Raw genomic sequence first — 18,329 nt, 5'->3', positions numbered from 1 at the left:
TCAATCCACCAGCGCGCGAACGAAGAACGCGAGGTTGGCCGGCCGTTCGGCCAACCGCCGCACGAAGTAGCCGTACCACTGTGTTCCGAACGGCACATAGACCCGGATCGCGCTGCCGGACTCGGCGATTCGGCGCTGCTCGCCATCGCGGATGCCGTACAGCATCTGGTATTCGAACCGGTCTGTGCCGCGGCCGAATTCGCGCGCCAGCCCGGGGACCGCGCCGATGACCTCAGGGTCATGCGAGGCCACCATCGGATACCCGTTGCCCGCCATCAGGATCCGCAGACACTGTAGGTAAGAGTCGGTGACGTCGTCGCGGTCCCGGAACGCGACCGACGCCGGCTCGTCGTAGGCACCCTTGCACAACCGGATTCGGGCTCCTGAGGCCGCGAATTCGGCGCAGTCGGCCCGCGAGCGCCTGAGATAGGCCTGCAGCACCGTGCCCACCCAGTCGAAGTCCACCCGAAGCTCGCGCACGATCGACAGCGTCGAATCGGTGGTCGTGTGGTCCTCGGCGTCGACGGTCACCCAAACCCCCGCGCGCGCCGCACGTTCGCAGATGGCGCGCGCGTTCTCCAGCGCGATCTTGTCGCCGTCACGCGGCAGCGCCTGGCCCAGCGCCGACAGTTTCAGCGAGACCTCCAGCGGCCGTATGTCGGCGGCGGTCTCACCATGGGCATCCAATGCGTCGATCAGCTCGCGGTACGCGGTCACGGTCGCGCCGGCAGTGTCGGCGTCGACGACGTCCTCGCCGAGGTGGTCGATCGACACCAACCGCCCTGACTCGCGGAGCTGCCGCACCGATGTCATGGCATCGGTGAGGCTCTCCCCCGGCACGAAGCGGCGCACCACCTCTCGCGTCACCGGCATCCGCTCGGCGGCGCGCCGCAGCCCGTCTCGACGCGACGCCGCCAGGATCACCGGCCGGGCGACGGTGTCGAACACGCCCATGGGTCATGCCTCCATGTGCGGGTAGGTGTGGTCGGTCGGCGGCACGAACGTCTCCTTGATCGAGCGCGCGGAGGTCCACCGCAGCAGGTTGAGCGGGGACCCGGCCTTGTCGTTGGTTCCGGAGGCCCGCGACCCGCCGAACGGCTGCTGGCCGACGACCGCGCCGGTCGGTTTGTCGTTGACGTAGAAGTTGCCCGCCGTGTGCCGCAGACGTTGTTCGGCGGCGAGCACCGCGGCGCGGTCGTCGGCGATCACGGCGCCGGTCAACGCGTAGCGGGCGGTGGTGTCGATGACGTCGAGGATGCGCTCGTAGTCCTCGTCGGGGTAGACGTGCACGGCCAGCAGTGGGCCGAAGTATTCGGTGCTGAACGCTTCGTCGGCCGGGTCGTCGGACAGCAGCACCGTCGGCTGCACGAAAAACCCTTCGCTGTCGTCGTATTCGCCGCCCACCGCGATGGTGACCCCGGCCGCGTCCTTGGCCCGTTCGATCGCGGCGACGTTCTTGGCGAACGCGCGTTCGTCGATCAGCGCGCCGCCGAAGTTGGTCAAATCGGTGATGTCGCCGTAGCGCAGCGACTCGGTGACGTCGAGGAAATCGTCGCCCATCTTCTGCCACACCGACCGCGCGATGTAGGCCCGCGATGCGGCCGAACACTTCTGTCCCTGGTAGTCGAACGCACCCCGGATCAGCGCTGTGCGCAACACTTCCGGCTGCGCCGAGGTGTGCGCGACGACGAAGTCCTTGCCCCCGGTCTCGCCGACCAACCGCGGGTAGGAGTCGTACCGCTCGATGTGGGCGCCGACTTCGCGCCACAGGTGCTGAAATGTCGCGGTGGATCCGGTGAAGTGGATTCCGGCCAGCCTCCGGTCGGCCAGCAGCACCTCCGACACCGCCTTGCCGTCCCCGGTGAGCATGTTGACCACACCGGGCGGCAGACCCGCTGCCTCGAGCAACTCCATGACCAGGTAGGCCGCGAACGTCTGGGTCGGCGACGGTTTCCACACCACGGTGTTGCCCATCAGCGCGGGCGCGGTCGGCAGGTTGCCCGCGATCGCGGTGAAGTTGAACGGTGTGATCGCGTAGACGAAGCCCTCCAGCGGCCGGTAGTCGGTGCGGTTCCACACCCCGGTTGAGCTGACCGGCTGCTGGGCCAGGATCTGCCGCGCGAACGCGACGTTGAACCTCCAGAAGTCGACGAGTTCACACGGCGCGTCGATCTCGGCCTGGTAGGCGGTCTTGGACTGCCCGAGCATGGTGGCGGCGGCGATCTTCTCCCGCCACGGGCCCGCGAGCAGGTCCGCCGCGCGCAGGAACACCGCGGCGCGTTCGTCGAACGGGGTGGCCTCCCATCCGGGTTTGGCAGCGACAGCCGCCTCGACGGCGGCCTCGGCGTCGGCGTGCTCGGCGTTGGTCAACAGGCCGAGACGCTCGGCGTGCCGGTGGGGCTGGACCACCTCGATGGTGGCGCCGGCACCCATCCGGCGCTCCCCGCCGATGACATGGGGCAGATCGACCGGCTCCGCCGCGAGGTCGGACAGCGCGTCCTCCAGTCGATGACGTTCCGGGGATCCGGGGGCGTAGTTGTGCACCGGCTCGTTGGCCGGCATCGGCACATCGGTGATGGCGGTGATGGGGTTCATGACGTGAGACTGGTCCACTCCACCCACGAAATCGATGGCCGAATGGACAACCGGTGGGACACTCGATGGTGATATCGGACAAAGGAGCGGCGATGGTGTCCACGCTCGCAGGTCTCGGCCTCGGCCAGCTGCTGCTGGCGCTGGATCGGACCATGGTCACGCTGATCGAGGCACCGCGCGGGTTGGACATGCCCGTGAGCTCGGTCGCGCTCGTCGACGCCGACGACATCAGGTTGGGGCTGGCCGTCGGCCCGGGATCGGCCGACCTGTTCTTCCTGCTCGGGGTGTCCGACACCGAGGCGCTGTGCTGGCTGGAACAGCATGCCGACCGGCCGGTCGCGATCTTCGTCAAGGAGCCGACCCCTGCGGCGGTGGCCCGCGCGGCCGCGCTCGGCACCGCCGTCGTCACCGTCGACCCCTGTGCCCGCTGGGAGCATCTGTACCGTCTGGTCAACCACGCCCTGGAACACCACGGAGATCGCGGCGACCCGCTGCGCGACTCGAGCACCGACCTGTTCGGCCTCGCACAGTCCATCGCCGACCGGACCCGGGGCATGGTCTGCATCGAGGACGCCGACAGCCACATGCTGGCCTACTCGGCCAGCGACGAAGCCGACGAGTTGCGCCGGCTGACGATCCTCGGCCGTGCCGGACCGCCCGAGCATCTCGAATGGATCGGGCAGTGGGGCATTTTCGACGCGTTGCGGTCGGGTCCCGACGTGGTCCGCGTCGCCGAACGTCCAGAGCTCGGCCTGAGGCCGCGGCTGGCCGCCGGCATCCACCTGCCCGCCGACCCGGCGCACTCGCCGCGGTTCGCGGGGACCATCTGGCTGCAGCAGGGGTCCGCCCCGTGGGCCGACGACGCCGAGGAGATCCTGCGCGGCGGCGCGGTGCTGGCGGCGCGGATCATGTCGCGGCTGGCGGCGACCCCGTCCCAGCACACGGCGCGTGTGCACCAGCTGCTCGGCGTGGCAGGCGGTGCCGTCGACGACGTCGCCGCGCTGGCCCGCGAGCTCGGCATCCCCGCCGACGGACGCGCCGCGCTGGTCGGGTTCCACCGCCACGGCGGACCGCCGCCCACGGACGTTCTGGCGTTGAGCGCCAGTGCTTTTCGTCCAGATGCCCAGGTGGCGGCGGCCGGCGACCGAGTGTACGTGCTGTTCCCCGAACTGCGGGCCACGGAGGTGCTGTCGTCGTGGGCGCACGGCGTGGTGTCCACGCTGGCGCGAGAACTCGGATTCCAGGTGCGTGCGGTCACCGCCCCGCTGCCGGGGCTGGCCGCCGCGGCGACCGTCCGGGCCGAGGTCGACCGAGTGCTCGACAGCGCCGAAAGACACCCCGGCGCATTCGGTCTGGTCACCTCACTGGAGCAGGCGCGTCCGACGGTGCTGCTCGACGAAATCGTGTCGCACATCGCGACCCAGGGCCGGCTGGTGGACCCGCGGGTGCGGCGGCTGCGGGCCGAGGATCCACTGATGGCCTCGACGCTGCAGGCTTACCTGGACGGCTTCGGCGACATCGCCGTCGTCGCCGCGTGCTTACACGTGCACCCGAACACGGTGCGCTACCGCATCCGCCGGGTGGAGAAACTGCTGCGCACCTCGCTGAACGACCCCGACGAGCGGCTGGTGCTGGCCCTGGGCCTGCGCGCGACGGAACGTTCGGCCGCGCCGCTGCCAACGCGGATCGATACGAACTCGCACGGATAGGGCCCGACTCACCCGAGGCGGTGTGCGCCTGATCTGACGCGCCGGCCTCAGGCTCGGTCTACGATCCGGCCGCAGAACCGAGCCGCTCGACGGCGGCGGCGATGCGCTCGTCGGTGGCGGTCAGCGCCACCCGTACGTGTCGGGCACCGCGCGGCCCGTAGAACTCGCCGGGCGCGACGAGGATGCCCTTGCCCGCCAGCCACGCCACGGTGTCGCGGCACGGCTCGCCGCGGGTGGCCCACAGATACAGCCCGCCCTCGGAATGGTCGACGGTGAATCCGGCGGACCGCAGCGCGGGCAGCAGCGCATCGCGGCGGCGCCGGTAACGCGCGCGCTGCTCCAGCTCATGGGCGTCGTCGTCGAGCGCGGCCACCATCGCCGCCTGGATCGGCGTCGGCACCATCAGGCCGGCGTGCTTGCGCACCGCCAGCAATTCGGCCACCACCGCCGGGTCACCGGCGACGAAACCCGCCCGGTAACCGGCCAGCGACGACGTCTTCGACAGCGAGTGCACGGCCAGCAACCCGGTGTGGTCGCCGTCGCAGACCTGCGGGTGCAGCACCGAGACCGGCTCGGCGTCCCAGCCGAGGCCGAGGTAGCACTCGTCGGAGGCGATCAGCACTCCCCGTTCCCGAGCCCACCCGACGATCTTGCGCAGATGGTCGATCCCGAGGATCTGGCCGGTCGGGTTGCTCGGCGAGTTCAGATACACCAGCGCGGGCACCAACGGGCCCAGCTGGGTCAGGGAGTCCGCGCGGACCACCGCCGCACCGGCCAGCAACCCGCCCACCTCGTAGGTGGGGTAGGCCAGCTCGGGCACCACCACGATGTCGCCGGCGCTGAGGCCGAGCGTCGTGGGCAACCACGCGATCAGTTCCTTGGTCCCGATCGCCGGAAGTACCGCCACCGGCGAGAGCCCGGTGATCCCGTACCTGCGCTCCAGCGCGGACACCGCGGCCCCGCGGAGCGCCGGGGTGCCATGCGTCGTCGGATATCCCGGCGACGCGCTCGCTGCGGCCAGCGCGTCGCGGATGACCGGCGCGACCGGATCGACCGGGGTCCCGACGGACAGGTCGACGATCCCGCCGGGATGTGCCCGGGCGGTCGCTGTCGCGTCAGCCAGGGTGTCCCACGGGAAGACGGGCAGGGACGCCGACTTCCGTGGCCGGCGGGCAGACACGGACGTCGCTCAGTCCTCGCCCCGCGGGGGCAGGTCCTTGACGGCTGGGGGATCGTTGTCGGTCTGACCGACCTTCGAGGCGCCGCCCGGCGAGCCCAGCTCGGCGAAGAAGTCGGCGTTGATCTGGGTGTAGCCGCTCCACTGATCCGGGACGTCGTCCTCGTAGTAGATGGCCTCGACGGGGCACACCGGCTCGCAGGCGCCGCAGTCGACGCACTCATCCGGGTGGATGTACAGCATGCGTGCGCCCTCATAGATGCAGTCGACAGGGCACTCCTCGATGCACGCCTTGTCTTTGACGTCGACGCAGGGCTCAGCAATGACGTACGTCACGAACTACTCCTAGTCCTCTCGAACTACCTGTCCAGTGGGGCTGCTGTCTAGGCAGGGCTCAGCCGAGCCGCGGCCAACTCAGCAAGTATCCCTGCCGGTTGTTGGACACCTGTCTCAGTGTGCCCTAACTTACTCGCCGCCCCGGGTAGGGGTTGCGCGTGGTTACTGATACTAAACGTCGCAGATACCGCTCGCCTAGTACCCCACGCCGCGGCGGACTCCGAAGATTCGGGCCGGCGTGCCGGGCGTGCGGGAATGAATTCGGACCATAGTCCGCTTAACTCGGATGTACGCGTCGGACCACACCGACCCACTTCGAGGAAAGAGACACCCATGACCACTACCGCTACCACCGCACTGCCCGCCGGAACCTGGACCATTGACCCGGTCCACTCGTCGATCAACTTCTCGGTGCGCCATCTCATGGTCAGCAAGGTCAGGGGGTCGTTCGACACGTTCAGCGGCGCGATCACCGTCGGCGAGGACGGCATCCCGTCGGTGCGCGCAGAGATCGCCGTCGACTCGGTCAACACCCGCAACGAGCAGCGCGACGCCCACCTCAAGTCCGCCGACTTCTTCGACACCGACAAGTACCCGACGGCGACCTTCGTCTCCACCGCTGTCCGCCCCGACGGCGAGAACTATGTCCTCGACGGCGATTTCACCCTCAAGGGATCCACGCGCCCGATCTCGCTGACGCTTGAGTTCAACGGCGTGAACCCCGGCATGGGCAACGGCGAGGTCGCCGGATTCGAGGCGTCAGCCGTGCTCAACCGCAAGGACTTCGGCATCGACATCGACATGCCGCTGGAGACCGGCGGCGCGGTCGTCGGCGACAAGGTGATCATCACCCTCGAGATCGAGGCCGCCAGGCAGGCCTGAGGCCAGAAGGGTGATACCCACTGCCGCAGTGGGTATCACCTGAGCGTTCACTCCTCGATCCGGTGGCTGATGTCGCCGATCTGATCGATCGTCAGGGTCAACCGGTCGCCCGGCCGCAACCAGCGGCCGGTTTCCATGCCGCTTCCCCCGGGCAGCGTGCCGGTCGCGAAAAGCTCACCCGGATAGAGTCTTTCATCGCGAGAGGCATGAGCGAGCAGTTCGCCGATCGACCACTGTATGCCGCGGGTGCTGACCGTGCCGATCCTGGTTCCGTTGACTGACACCGCTCCGGTGAGCGAATCGATGAGCGGCAGGATCTCATCGGCGGTCACCGCCACGGCCGACATCGACGACGCGAAATGCTTGGCCTTCTGGGGCCCCAGCCCGCTGGCCATTTCGCTGCGCTGGACGTCCCGAGCGGAGAAGTCGTTGACGACGACGAAGGCGCCGATCGCGTCGAGGGCCTCCTGCGGGGTCGCGTTGTGCAGCGGCGCCCCGAGCACGAAACCGAGCTCGAGTTCGAAGTCCAGCGCGGCCGAGTAGGACGGGAACGCCACGGGCGTACCGGAGGGCACGAAGCTCAGGTGGTTGGACATGTAGTAGATCGGCTGCCGGTAGAACAGCGGCTTCGGCTTGAACAGCGGGAACGGCTTCCGTGTCAGCTTCTCGATCACCCCGGCGGCACGGGCCTGCCCCGGATGGAAGCGGCGCACCAATCCGCGGGCCGCATCGATCGCGTGGTGTTCGTAGAGCATGAAGTCGCGGAAGGACGCCGGCTGAAAGGGCAGGACGTGCCCGGAAAGCTCATGGTGGCGCTGGGCGGCGACCGTCTCCCATTCGGCGTCGAACACGCGTCCGCCGAACGGCGACGGGCCCTCGGCGCGCACCCAGGAGCCGTCGGCCGCAAGCAACTGCAACTCCAGCCTGCCGTCCTTGATCACCCGTCGCAGCTTCATGGTTCCGTCCTACCAGCCCGACGTGTCACCGCGCGCATGTCCCCGAGCGTGCGCCCGCGTTACTGAGTGCCGGGGGCCGAGTGCCGCGCTCTCAGGCGGCGAGAGGGGTGTAGTCGGTGCTGCGCTGGCGGGCCGGGCGGCCGATGCCCTCGGCGATCGCGACCAGTTCGGCGACGCTCTTGGCCGAGCCGTTCTCAGAACCGGCCATCCGCGAGATCGTCTCCTCCATCAGGGTGCCGCCGAGATCGTTGGCGCCGCCGCGCAGCATCACCTGCGTGCGCTCGACGCCGAGCTTGACCCAGCTGGTCTGGATGTGAGAGATCCTGCCGTGCAACATGATCCGCGCCAAGGCGTGCACCGCACGGTTGTCCCGATGGGTGGGCCCCGGCCGCGCACCGCCTGCCAGGTACAGCGGCGAGGACTGGTGCACAAACGGCAGCGGAACGAACTCCGTGAAACCGCCGGTGCGGTCCTGGATGTCGCGCAACACATTCAGATGTCCGACCCAGTGCCGCGGGGTGTCGACGTGGCCGTACATCATCGTCGAGCTCGACCGCAGACCGACCTGGTGCGCGGTGGTGACGACCTCGATCCACATCGACGTCGGCAGCTTGCCCTTGGTGAGCACCCAGCGCACCTCGTCGTCGAGGATCTCGGCGGCCGTGCCGGGGATGGTGTCCAGGCCGGCTTCGCGCAGGCTGGTCAGCCACTCCCGGATCGACAGTCCGCTCTTGGTGACCCCGTTGGCGATCTCCATCGGCGAGAACGCGTGCACGTGCATCGACGGCACGCGCTTCTTGACCGCCCGGACCAGATCGGCGTAGCCGGTGACCGGCAGCTCCGGGTCGATGCCCCCCTGCATGCAGACCTCGGTGGCACCGGCGACGTGGGCCTCCCACGCGCGGTCGGCGACCTCGTCGACCGACAGCGAGTACGCGTCCGCGTCGCCTTTGCGCTGGGCGAACGCGCAGAACCGGCAGCCGGTGTAGCAGATGTTGGTGAAGTTGATGTTGCGGTTGACCACGAATGTCACGTCGTCACCGACCGTGTCGCGTCGCAGCGAATCTGCCAGCGCGGTAACGGCTTCCAGGGCAGGACCGTCAGCCGTCGCAAGCGCCAGATACTCGTCGTCGGAGCAGCCTGCCGGGTCCCGCTCGGCCGAGCGCAGCGCGGCCAGCACATCGGTGTCGATCCGCTCGGGCGCCCGGGAAGCCAGCTCGGAGACCTTCGCCCGGATCGACTCCCAGTCACCGAATGCGCTGCCCAGATCCGACCGGGTCTCGGTGCGCCGGCCCTCGGTGTCGATCGCCGAGTGCAGATCGGTACGGCCGAGCGACTCGGTGGCCTCATCGGGTTCCTGCCAGGGCCGACCCGCCGGATTGACGTCGAGGGCGTACCCGGTGTCGGCATCGGCCAGTGCCGCCACGTGTCCCATCACCCGCGGGTCGATCCACGCCGCTCCGGCCTGCACGTACTGCGGCTGCGCGGTCAGGCGTTGCACCAGATCGAATCCGGCCTCGGCGGTCACCTCGGCCAATTCGTCGAGCGCGGGCCAGGGCCGTTCGGGGTTGACGTGATCGGGGGTCAGCGGCGACACCCCGCCCCAGTCGTCGACGCCGGCGCCGATCAGCGCCAGACACTCCTGCCGCGACACCAGATTCGGCGGGGCCTGGATGCGCACCTTCGGGCCCATCACCAGCCGGGTGACCGCGAGGGTCGCCAGGAAATCCTCCAGTCCGGCGTCCGGGACCGACGCCATGACGGTGTGGTCCTTGGCCCGGAAGTTCTGCACGATCACTTCCTGGACGTGGCCGAACTCCTTGTGCGAGCGGCGAATCGCGTGCACGGTCTCGGCGCGTTCGGTCAGCGTCTCACCGATACCCACCAGGAGCCCGGTGGTGAACGGAATCGACAGCCGTCCCGCGTCGTCCAGCGCGCGCAGCCTCACCGCGGGATCCTTGTCCGGGCTGCCGTAATGCGCCAGCCCGCGGGTCTCGAACAGCCGTCGCGAGGTGGTTTCCAGCATCATGCCCATCGACAGGGCCACCGGCTTGAGCCGGGACAGCTCCGACCACGACATCACGCCCGGATTCAGGTGCGGCAGCAGCCCGGTCTCCTCCAGCACCCGGATCGCCATCGCGCGCACGTAGTCCAGCGTCGAGTCATAACCGCGCTCGTCGAGCCACTGCCGCGCCTCGTCCCAGCGGTCCTCGGGGCGATCCCCGAGCGTGAAAAGCGCTTCCTTGCAGCCCAACTCGGCACCGCGACGGGCGACGTCGAGGATCTCGTCGGGCTCCATGAACATGCCCCGGCCCTCGGCGCGCAGCCTGCCGGGCACGGTGACGAACGTGCAGTAGTGGCATTTGTCCCGGCACAGATGCGTGACCGGGATGAACACCTTGCGCGAATAACTGACCGGCAGCCGGCCCGTCGCGCCCCGCCGTCCGGCGGCATCCAAACCGGCATCGCGCACCCGCGCCGCCGACGCGCACAGGTCAGCAAGATCCTCACCACGCGCGGTCATCGCGATCGCGGCCTCGTCGACGTTGAAAGCCACCCCGTCACGGGCCCGCCTCAATACCCGCCGCAACGCGGCAGGGCTGGGCGCGCCGGCCTTCGGGGGAACCATCGGGCTGGGCAGATCAGAACCGCGCTGGGTGTTCAGAGCCACTTCCCTATAACCCCGGCATTGTCGCGGATCATCCTCGCGTCTCACTCTCTGAAACACCATGTGTCCGCAGTCCGCGTGACATAGGGATCACAGTAGTCACCCCGAGCGGCCGGCGGTGCCCGCCCCCGCCGAGGGCGGGTGCCTGGTCAACAACCACGCCGCCGGCAGCGCCCCGAGCACGACCAGTAAGACGGTGCCGAACTCCATGATCCCGGTCCCGCCGAAGACGATGTCGTCGCCGGGCCGGACGGCCATGCACAGGAATACGGTGGCAAGCCAGGTCCACAGGGGCAGAGCGGCCAGCCGTGGCGCCGTCGTCCACTGCAGCCCGGCCCACACCAGCGCGACGTTGAGCAGTCCACTGAGCAGCGCGCTGACCGGGAACGGGACCCCACCGATGCGCAGCGGAAGGAAGAAGACGGCCATCAAGGCCGAGAGCACGCCGTCGAGGGCGAGTAACACCAGGACAACCACGCGAAGCCGGCCCGGGGCCGGCGAGGCCGGCGCCCTCAGGTCGGGATGCTGTCGAGCACCGAAACCAGCGAGCCGACCACCCATTGGAAGCTGTCGAGACGATCCTGCCAATGCTGCAGGTTGGGATCCAGATCCGGGTCCATGTGCTTCCCTTCCGCGCGCTGGGTTGCGGGCAGCTTACCCCGCGCAACGCGGCGTCAACCGAGGGACAGCCCGGAAAGCAGGTCCGTCTCCCAGCCGCGGTGGTCACGGTCACCGGCCGTTCCCGCCGCCAGCTTGTAGTACTCGGTGGAGTCGACCGGCAGCGCGATGTTGTTCGACAGCGCGAACGCACGCCCGTCCGGTGCGACGCTGACCTGCGTCGCGTGCGCCCGCAGCGCGGCGATCCGCGCCGGCGTGTGTGCGCTCAGTTCCACGGCCGCGTCGATCTCGTCGTCCGGGTAGCCGACCAGCGGCAGGTCATCGGCGGACACCCGGATCCATCCGGCCGGCACGTCGCCGAGGGCGGCCAGTCCGGCGGTCAGCGCCGACGCCGACGTCACCGTCCAGTAGAGCTTCGGCACAGTCCACGCCGCGGCCTCCACCGCCGCCGTCGTGATCCGGTGGACGTGGATGTGGTCCGGATGTCCGTAGCCGCCGTTCGGGTCGTAGGTGACGACGACGTGCGGGCGCAATTCGTCGATCGCGGCGGCCAGCGCGGCGGTCTGTTCGGCGACGTCGCCGTCGACGAACCGTTGCTGCTGCCGGGCCGGTGTGCCCTCCATGCCCGAGTCCCGCCAACGACCGGCCCCACCCAGATAGCGCGGCCGGTCGACGCCGAGTTCGGCCAGCGCGGCGGTGAGCTCACCGATCCGGTAGCCACCGAGTTGGTCGGCGCGGTCGACCGCCAGCCCCGCCCACTGGTCACCGATGACCTCCCCCTCCTCCCCGAGGGTGCACGTGATCACCTGCACCTGCGCACCGCGACCGACGTAGTGCGCGATCGTCGCCCCCGTGGCGAGGGTCTCGTCGTCGGGGTGGGCGTGGACGAACAGCAGGCGCGGGGTCTCCATTCGGTCCAGCTTGCCAACCCGTTCGCCGTCGCGGTTGCCGGGCCTGTCATACATTCGGCTCGTGAACCGCCGCGCCGTGCAGTTCGGGTGCGCCGTTGTCGTCGTCGGTGTGATCGCGGGGATGGCCGGCGCAGCCACGACGCTGCTGCTGCACGCGGTGGAGTACCTCACCTACCACTACAGCTTCGGCACCCTGCTCAGCGGTATCGAGGGCAGCAACCACATTCGCCGCGCCGTCGGCCCGATGCTGGGCGGCGCCCTGGCCGGTTGCGGGTGGTGGGCGTTGCGGCGCCGCCGGGACAGGGCTGCGCTGACGGCGACGGCTGACGCAGGGCTGCAGGTGCTGCTGGTCGGTTCCGGGGCCTCGCTGGGCCGTGAGGGTGCGCCGCGGCAGCTCGCCTCCGCGTGGAGTGACACCGCCGTCTCCCGGCTCGCGCTCACCGCGGCGGACCGGAAGATCCTGCTGGCGTGCGCGGCCGGCGCGGGGCTGGGCGCGGTGTACAGCGTGCCGTTGGGCGGGGCGATTTTCGCGGCCGGCATCGTGCTGCGCACCTGGCATCCGCGCGCGCTGGGCACCGCGCTGATCACGTCGAGCATCGCCGTCCTGGTCGCCGCGCCCGTGACCCACCTGGAGCATCCGCTGTCCTGGCCTGATGCCCGCCTGTCCTATCTGCTCGGGTTTCTGGCGTTGGCGATGGCTCCGGTGGCGGTGGCGGCGGGCCTGGCGTTCGACCGGCTGATGCACGCCGCCCCCACGCTGAAACTGAAGTCCTGGAAGGTGATTCCAGGAATCGCCGCGGCCGGCCTGCTGACCGGCGTCTGCTCGATCTGGCTTCCCGAGTTACCCGGCAACGGCCGCAGCATCCTGGAGGTCAGCATGAACACCGGGCTGACGGTGACCTCGGCGGCTCTGATCCTGCTGCTCAAACCGTTGTTGACGACGCTGTTCCTGCGTGCGGGCGCCGTCGGCGGTCTGCTCACGCCCGCGCTGGCCACCGGCGCGGCCGCCGGCTCGCTGGTGGCGCTGGCGGTGAACCAGTGGACGGGAACGCAGTTGCCGGTGGCGGTCGTGTCGTTGAGCTGCGCGGCGGGCGTGCTGGCGATCACGCAGCGCTCGCCGTTGTTCGCGGCGTTGTTCGTCTGGGAGCTCGCCCGTCCCCCGCTGTGGCTGCTGCTGGTGTTCGCTGTCGGCGCCTACGCGGCGTACGTCCTCGCGGTGCTGCGTCGGCGAAATGAGCCCGCGGCTATTGCGGAAGTTTGACCCAGTTGCCGGCGTCGCCGACGATGCCGACGGGGACCGCGCCGGTCAGGCTGACGTGCTGCACGCTCGGGCCGGCGGCGACGATCGTGGTGTCCTGCAGGATCGGCAGCACCGTGGCCATCTCCCACAGCCTCGGCTCGACCTCGGCGATCACGTCGGCGATGTCGGCGTCACCGCGCAGCGCAGCGTCGATCCTCGGCTGGATGCTGTGGTCGCAGATGCCGGTGATGTTGCTGGGTGCCTGCACGAGCCGGTCGGTGTCGGAGGCCTGGGTCGGAGTCTGCGTCGGGGTCTGCGTCGGGATCGTGCCGGTCGGCCCCGGGGTGGTGCCGATCGGTGCCGGGGCCGTGCCCGTCGGTGACGGATCCGGTGTCTCCGGTGTCTCCGAGGTGGGTGCCGGCGCTCCCGGGGTGGTCGGCACCGGGGTGGCCTCCAGCGCCGGGCATCCGTAACGCGAGGCCAGCGAGGTCGCGAGGTCTCCCCCGGCCGGGTGCCAGCCGATCACGGCATCGACCCTGTTGTCCACCAGCGCATCGCCGTACAGGGTGACCGGGTCCAGCGCCGACACCGATGCGGCGATGCCGACATTGCGCAGCTGGTCGGCGGCGGTGTTGGCGACGGCGACTGACGTCGGGTCGTTGGCGGCGACACCGAGGACCAGCGTCAGCGGCTGACCGTCCTTGGTGAGTTGACCGCGGTTGTTGTCCGGCGGAGCCGGCGCAGGCGGCTCGAGCGGCTCGGGCGCCGGAGCCGATTCGATCTGGTAGCCGGCCTCGGAGAGCAGCGCGATCGCCTCCTCGCGCGTCATCGCCTTCGGTGCGGTCGGGACGTAGCCGGGGTCCGAGGGTGAGCGCACCTGGGCCTGGGCCAGTGTCACGGTGTTGTCGTCGCCGGCGCCGACGGCGGCGAGCAGGTCGACGTCCAGCAGGCCCAGTACGGCTTTGCGGACCAGCGGGTCGGTGAGCATGGGCTGCTGCGCCCGCAGCGTCAGGTGCATGACCCGCGGGGTCACGATCCGCGCGGTGCGCACATCCGGGATCGCCGAAAGCTGCGCGAACACCGCCGATCCGCCGTGAACCTGGGCGACCTGTGTGTCGCCGTTGCGGATCGAATCGGCCAGTGCGGCCGGTGCACCGCCGCGACGGAAGAGGATCAGATCCGGAGTGGCGGGTTTGCCCCAGTAGCGGTCGTTGCGTGCCAGGAGGATCTCATCGCGCTGCGGGTCGATGGTGTCGACCCGGAACTGCCCGCCGGTCACCGGGAGCGTCTGGGCCAGCCCCGCGGCGAACCCGCCGGGCACGTCCTTGACGATGTGGGCGGGCAGGATGTCGTTGAACAGCTCGCGCCACGCCGGGTAGGGCTGGGAGAACGTCACCACGGCCGTCTTGCCGCCTTCGACCGACTGCACACCGGTGATGAGGTCGTAGCCGGCCGGGTCGGCGGTGCCGGGCTGGCTCACCATCTGCCGCCACAGATACCAGTAGTCGTCGGCGCCGATCGGGGCGTTGTCGGTCCACTGCGCCTCGGGCCGGATCTTGTAGGTGACCGTGAACGGGTTCTCACTGGTGACCTCCGCTGATTCGAGCAGCGAGGTGTCCATCTCCCAGCGCGAACCCGTCGGGGTCCGGGAATCGGGTATCGGGCGGAACGAACTGGGCAGCACGAGCGAACTGATCGCGGCGTTGACCGGAGACTGGTCGGAGAGCAGATGAGAGTTGAAGCCCGGCCCGATCGAATCGATCGCCACGATGATCTGGGTCGCCTTCATCGGCGGCGGAGGGGTCACCTCGGTGGTGTCGGTGCTCTGCGGCGCCGGCGGCGGACTCACCGTACAGCCGCTGACCAGGGCCAACGTCATGCCGATCGCGCTGACACCGGCGCTGACGCGTCGCAGGGTCGTCAGCATGCTCTACAGGGTAGCCAGGGGCGGACGGTCCACCGGGGTCAGCTGTTTGCCTGCGCTTTGGCGCGCGCCTTGGCCCGGGCCCGCAGCGATGCCGTCAGCTCGACCTTGCGCACGCGCACGATCTCGGGGGTGACCTCGACGCACTCATCCTCGGCGCAGAACTCCATCGCCTTCTCCAGGTCGAGCTCCAGCGGGCGGGCCAGCGTCTCGATCACGTCGGCCGTGGAGGACCGCATGTTCGTCAGCTTTTTCTCGCGGGTGATGTTGATGTCGAGATCCTCGGCGCGCGGGTTGATCCCGACGACCTGGCCTTCGTAGGTCTCCTGGCCCGGTTCGACGAAGAACTGGCCTCGGTCGGCGAGCTGGATCATGGCGAAGGGCGTGATCTGGCCGCTGCGGTCGGACACCAGCGACCCGGTGTGGCGGGCCCGGATCTCACCCGCCCAGGGCCGGTATCCGTCGAACACCGCGTTGGCGATGCCGGTGCCGCGGGTCAGCGTCAGGAAGTCCGTGCGGAACCCGATCAGGCCACGGCTGGGCACGATGAAGTCCATCCGCACCCAACCGGCGGCATGGTTGGTCATCTGCTCCATGCGGCCCTTGCGCGCGGCCATCAGCTGGGTGATGGCGCCGAGGTGTTCCTCCGGGCTGTCGATGGTCAGCGCTTCGAACGGCTCGTGCAGCTTGCCGTCGATGGTCTGGGTGACCACCTGCGGCTTACCGACGGTCAGCTCGAATCCTTCGCGGCGCATCTGCTCGACGAGGATGGCCAGCGCGAGCTCACCTCGCCCCTGCACCTCCCACGCGTCGGGGCGGCCGATGTCGACGACCTTGATGGACACGTTGCCGACCAGCTCGGCATCGAGGCGGTTCTTGACCATGCGGGCGGTGAGCTTGTGACCGGAGATCTTGCCCGCCAGCGGCGAGGTGTTGGTGCCGATCGTCACCGAGATCGCGGGCTCGTCGACGGTGATACGCGGCAGTGCGTGCGCGTGGTCCGGGTCGGCGAGCGTGTCGCCGATCATGATCTCCGGGATGCCGGCGACGGCGACGATGTCACCGGCGAAGGCCTCGTCGGTGGGCGTGCGTTCCACACCTTCGGTGACGAGCAGTTCGGTGATCTTGGCGTTCGTGATGACGGGATGGCCGTCGACATCGCGCATCCACGCGACCTGCTGGCCCTTTTTGATGCGGCCCTTGTAGATGCGGATCAGCGCGAGGCGGCCGAGGAAGGCCGACGCATCAAGGTTGGTGACGAGGGCCTGCAGCGGCGCCTCGGGATCGCCCTGCGGCGGCGGGATGTGCTCGAGCAGCACGTCGAACAGCGGGTCAAGGTTCTCACCGTCGGGGTTCTCCCCGTTGGCCGGCGCTGTGGTGCTGGCAATGCCGGCGCGGCCCGAGGCGTACAGCGTGGGCAGGTCGAGAGCCTTCTCCGCGGCGGCCTGAGCTTCCTCGTCGAGATCGGAGGCGACGTCGAGCAGCAGGTCGTGGCTTTCCTCGACGACCTCCGCGATGCGTGCGTCGGGGCGGTCGGTCTTGTTGACGACCAGGATGACGGGCAGGTGCGCGGCCAGTGCCTTGCGCAGCACGAAACGGGTCTGCGGCAGGGGCCCCTCGGAGGCATCGACGAGCAGCACGACGCCGTCGACCATGGACAGGCCGCGTTCGACCTCACCGCCGAAATCGGCGTGACCGGGGGTGTCGATGACGTTGATGACCGTCATGCTGCCGTCGGGATGGTGCCGGTGGACGGCCGTGTTCTTCGCCAGGATGGTGATTCCCTTTTCCTTTTCCAGGTCACCGGAATCCATCAGGCGTTCGATCGCGTCATCGCCGCGGTGGCTCAGCGCACCGGACTGCCGCAGCATGGCGTCGACCAGGGTGGTCTTGCCGTGGTCGACGTGGGCCACAATGGCGACGTTGCGAAAGTCCGGACGAGAATTCACGCCGGTGATTGTCGCAGTGCAGTGCACCGATCGCGAAAACGAGAGATTCCCGTCACGTGAAAGCCACCAAGCTCGCCGGCGTCAAGCCCAAGAAGAAATGCTGCCGCAGCAAACCGCGGTGCAAGCGGTGCCCACTGGTGGTTCACAAGGTGCGCAAGGCGGAACTCAACGGCCTGCGGGGCAAAGAACTCGAGAAGGTCTACAAGCGGGCCAGGAAGGCCTGAGCGGCGGATTCGCCTCCGATTCCGCCGGATTCACGCCGGGCCAGGCGTACCGTGAAAGGCACCCGTCAGACGTCTTTGTTGGAGGTAGGTCATGACGGTTTATACGGTGCTCACCATCGTTCTCATCACGGTGCTCGCGACCTTGACGACGCTGGCGATCTTCCTGGGGCTGGCCAACTGGATCGGCGCGTTCTACGTCGTGCGATGTAGCGAGTGTCGGCATCTGACCTTCAGCTCGGCCAACCGCGCTCAGGCATCGTGCCCGCACTGCCGGCATCCAGTGCTGACCCACCCGATCCACGCGATCGCCCACCCGGACGCCCGGGCCGACGTCCGCGTCGCCGGGGACCGCCTGCGCTACTGACGCCCGCCCCCCGTCGTCCTCGGCGGCTCAGTCGCCCCTTCATCCTCGGCGGCTCAGCCGCCCCGTGACCCACGCGCTAGCGTCGGCGCATGGCCTCACCACTGCCGGCGCTACGCGCGGTGTCCGCCGACATCGATCCGGTCGAGCACCGCCCGGCATGACCGGGCTTCTCACCGTCGGCCACGGCACGCTGCGGCGTGACGGGCTGATTGAGCTACTCGACGGCGCCGGGGTGCGGATGCTCGTCGACATCCGCCGCTTCCCGGCCAGCCGGCACAATCCCGATGTCGAGCGCGCCGCGATGCAGACCTGGGCCCCCGCGGCGGGACTGAACTACCGCTGGGAGCCACGACTGGGCGGCCGTCGGCGTCTGGGCTCCGATACCGAGACCGTCGACACCTGGTGGCGCGTCGCCCAGTTCGCCGCCTACGCCGCCTACACCCGCAGCGAGGAATTCGGCGCCGCCCTGGCCGAACTGCTCGGGCAAGCCGACCGGCAGCGCACCGCGATCATGTGCAGCGAGGCGGTCTGGTGGCGTTGTCACCGGCGCCTCGTCGCCGACGTCGCGATATTGCGCTGCGGTGCCCCGGTCACGCATCTGATGCACGACGGCAGGCTGCAGCCCCACGCCCCGGCCGAGGGTGCCCGGCTAGTGTCCTGAGTCATTAATTCGGTTGCAGTAGTTGGCGATGCTTGCCAGGATCTGGTCGGCGGTCTTAGTCCAGACGTAAGGCTTGGGGTTGTCGTTCCAGGTGTCGATCCAGGCACGGATATCG

16 protein-coding genes and 1 pseudogene are annotated in these 18,329 nt (G+C 69.3%); 6 read left to right on the top strand and 11 right to left on the bottom strand.

The features are described from left to right. The gene (locus tag ACTWP6_RS05845; protein WP_443187120.1) at positions 1-954 is read right to left on the bottom strand and encodes a proline dehydrogenase family protein; all 954 of its coding nucleotides are present in this window, start codon (positions 952-954) and stop codon (positions 1-3) included. Positions 955-957: 3 nt separating this feature from the next. Next, the gene (pruA, locus tag ACTWP6_RS05840; protein ID WP_443187178.1) at positions 958-2,586 is read right to left on the bottom strand and encodes an L-glutamate gamma-semialdehyde dehydrogenase; all 1,629 of its coding nucleotides are present in this window, start codon (positions 2,584-2,586) and stop codon (positions 958-960) included. 101 nt (positions 2,587-2,687) lie between these two features. Between pruA and ACTWP6_RS05835 the strand changes: the two genes are divergently transcribed. Then, positions 2,688-4,304: a PucR family transcriptional regulator gene (locus tag ACTWP6_RS05835; protein ID WP_443187119.1), complete on the top strand. Its 1,617-nt coding sequence runs from the start codon at positions 2,688-2,690 to the stop codon at positions 4,302-4,304. Positions 4,305-4,362: 58 nt separating this feature from the next. On the opposite strand, the gene dapC is transcribed toward ACTWP6_RS05835, so the two are convergent. Further along, positions 4,363-5,484: a succinyldiaminopimelate transaminase gene (dapC, locus tag ACTWP6_RS05830; protein WP_443187118.1), complete on the bottom strand. Its 1,122-nt coding sequence runs from the start codon at positions 5,482-5,484 to the stop codon at positions 4,363-4,365. A 9-nt stretch (positions 5,485-5,493) separates the two neighbouring features. Beyond that, positions 5,494-5,817, bottom strand: a complete 324-nt coding sequence (gene fdxA / locus ACTWP6_RS05825; protein ID WP_443187117.1) for a ferredoxin — start codon at positions 5,815-5,817, stop codon at positions 5,494-5,496. 333 nt (positions 5,818-6,150) lie between these two features. Here fdxA and ACTWP6_RS05820 point away from each other — a divergent pair, with 333 nt between their 5' ends. Further along, complete coding sequence (locus tag ACTWP6_RS05820) at positions 6,151-6,699, top strand: YceI family protein (RefSeq protein WP_443187116.1); 549 nt, start codon at positions 6,151-6,153, stop codon at positions 6,697-6,699. A gap of 47 nt (positions 6,700-6,746) precedes the next feature. On the opposite strand, the gene ACTWP6_RS05815 is transcribed toward ACTWP6_RS05820, so the two are convergent. The 4 genes from ACTWP6_RS05815 to mshB all read right to left on the bottom strand — a co-directional run bounded on the left by ACTWP6_RS05815 (position 6,747) and on the right by mshB (position 11,852). After that, positions 6,747-7,655: a fumarylacetoacetate hydrolase family protein gene (locus ACTWP6_RS05815; protein ID WP_443187115.1), complete on the bottom strand. Its 909-nt coding sequence runs from the start codon at positions 7,653-7,655 to the stop codon at positions 6,747-6,749. 91 nt (positions 7,656-7,746) lie between these two features. After that, positions 7,747-10,284, bottom strand: a complete 2,538-nt coding sequence (locus ACTWP6_RS05810; RefSeq protein WP_443187177.1) for a bifunctional FO biosynthesis protein CofGH — start codon at positions 10,282-10,284, stop codon at positions 7,747-7,749. 138 nt (positions 10,285-10,422) lie between these two features. Next, positions 10,423-10,884, bottom strand: coding sequence for a hypothetical protein (locus tag ACTWP6_RS05805; protein ID WP_443187114.1), 462 nt, complete (start codon positions 10,882-10,884; stop codon positions 10,423-10,425). Between the two features lie 113 nt (positions 10,885-10,997). Next, positions 10,998-11,852: an N-acetyl-1-D-myo-inositol-2-amino-2-deoxy-alpha-D-glucopyranoside deacetylase gene (gene mshB / locus ACTWP6_RS05800; RefSeq protein ID WP_443187113.1), complete on the bottom strand. Its 855-nt coding sequence runs from the start codon at positions 11,850-11,852 to the stop codon at positions 10,998-11,000. 61 nt (positions 11,853-11,913) lie between these two features. Here mshB and ACTWP6_RS05795 point away from each other — a divergent pair, with 61 nt between their 5' ends. Continuing rightward, positions 11,914-13,113 carry a chloride channel protein gene (locus ACTWP6_RS05795; protein ID WP_443187112.1) on the top strand — a complete coding sequence of 400 codons (1,200 nt, stop codon included), beginning with the start codon at positions 11,914-11,916 and terminating at the stop codon, positions 13,111-13,113. On the opposite strand, the gene ACTWP6_RS05790 is transcribed toward ACTWP6_RS05795, so the two are convergent. Continuing rightward, positions 13,097-15,019, bottom strand: a complete 1,923-nt coding sequence (locus ACTWP6_RS05790) for an ABC transporter family substrate-binding protein (RefSeq protein ID WP_260754764.1) — start codon at positions 15,017-15,019, stop codon at positions 13,097-13,099. The two genes, ACTWP6_RS05795 and ACTWP6_RS05790, sit on opposite strands and share 17 nt — an antisense overlap. A 38-nt stretch (positions 15,020-15,057) precedes the next feature. After that, a complete protein-coding gene (typA, locus tag ACTWP6_RS05785; RefSeq protein ID WP_260754765.1) occupies positions 15,058-16,965 on the bottom strand; it encodes a translational GTPase TypA in 1,908 nt (635 codons plus the stop codon). Positions 16,966-17,021: 56 nt separating this feature from the next. Here typA and ACTWP6_RS05780 point away from each other — a divergent pair, with 56 nt between their 5' ends. The 3 genes from ACTWP6_RS05780 to ACTWP6_RS05770 all read left to right on the top strand — a co-directional run bounded on the left by ACTWP6_RS05780 (position 17,022) and on the right by ACTWP6_RS05770 (position 18,214). After that, positions 17,022-17,189 carry a hypothetical protein gene (locus tag ACTWP6_RS05780; protein ID WP_260754766.1) on the top strand — a complete coding sequence of 56 codons (168 nt, stop codon included), beginning with the start codon at positions 17,022-17,024 and terminating at the stop codon, positions 17,187-17,189. 91 nt (positions 17,190-17,280) lie between these two features. Further along, positions 17,281-17,553 carry a hypothetical protein gene (locus ACTWP6_RS05775; protein WP_260754767.1) on the top strand — a complete coding sequence of 91 codons (273 nt, stop codon included), beginning with the start codon at positions 17,281-17,283 and terminating at the stop codon, positions 17,551-17,553. Positions 17,554-17,710: 157 nt separating this feature from the next. After that, entirely contained in the window at positions 17,711-18,214 is a 504-nt protein-coding gene (locus ACTWP6_RS05770; protein ID WP_443187111.1) for a DUF488 domain-containing protein, read from the top strand. Here the strand turns inward: ACTWP6_RS05770 and ACTWP6_RS05765 are convergent. Further along, a pseudogene (locus ACTWP6_RS05765) lies at positions 18,203-18,329 on the bottom strand (IS630 family transposase); the annotation flags it as partial. The gene ACTWP6_RS05770 and the pseudogene ACTWP6_RS05765 overlap by 12 nt on opposite strands.

Origin of the sequence: Mycobacterium sp. 4D054, assembly GCF_052245755.1 — a bacterium.
Classification (GTDB): domain Bacteria; phylum Actinomycetota; class Actinomycetes; order Mycobacteriales; family Mycobacteriaceae; genus Mycobacterium.
Note: the sequence above shows the minus strand (reverse complement) of the source record. Positions and strands in the feature narration are given on the sequence as shown.

Excerpts from the sequence above, each read along its gene's own strand:
- ACTWP6_RS05845 (WP_443187120.1), bottom strand. The coding sequence starts at position 954 with ATGGGCGTGTTCGACACCGTCGCCCGGCCGGTGATCCTGGCGGCGTCG.
- ACTWP6_RS05835 (WP_443187119.1), top strand. The coding sequence starts at position 2,688 with ATGGTGTCCACGCTCGCAGGTCTCGGCCTCGGCCAGCTGCTGCTGGCG.
- ACTWP6_RS05820 (WP_443187116.1), top strand. The coding sequence starts at position 6,151 with ATGACCACTACCGCTACCACCGCACTGCCCGCCGGAACCTGGACCATT.
- ACTWP6_RS05815 (WP_443187115.1), bottom strand. The coding sequence starts at position 7,655 with ATGAAGCTGCGACGGGTGATCAAGGACGGCAGGCTGGAGTTGCAGTTG.
- ACTWP6_RS05810 (WP_443187177.1), bottom strand. The coding sequence starts at position 10,284 with ATGGTTCCCCCGAAGGCCGGCGCGCCCAGCCCTGCCGCGTTGCGGCGG.
- ACTWP6_RS05805 (WP_443187114.1), bottom strand. The coding sequence starts at position 10,884 with ATGGGTGGTCGGCTCGCTGGTTTCGGTGCTCGACAGCATCCCGACCTG.
- mshB (WP_443187113.1), bottom strand. The coding sequence starts at position 11,852 with ATGGAGACCCCGCGCCTGCTGTTCGTCCACGCCCACCCCGACGACGAG.
- ACTWP6_RS05790 (WP_260754764.1), bottom strand. The coding sequence starts at position 15,019 with ATGCTGACGACCCTGCGACGCGTCAGCGCCGGTGTCAGCGCGATCGGC.
- ACTWP6_RS05775 (WP_260754767.1), top strand. The coding sequence starts at position 17,281 with ATGACGGTTTATACGGTGCTCACCATCGTTCTCATCACGGTGCTCGCG.
- ACTWP6_RS05770 (WP_443187111.1), top strand. The coding sequence starts at position 17,711 with ATGACCGGGCTTCTCACCGTCGGCCACGGCACGCTGCGGCGTGACGGG.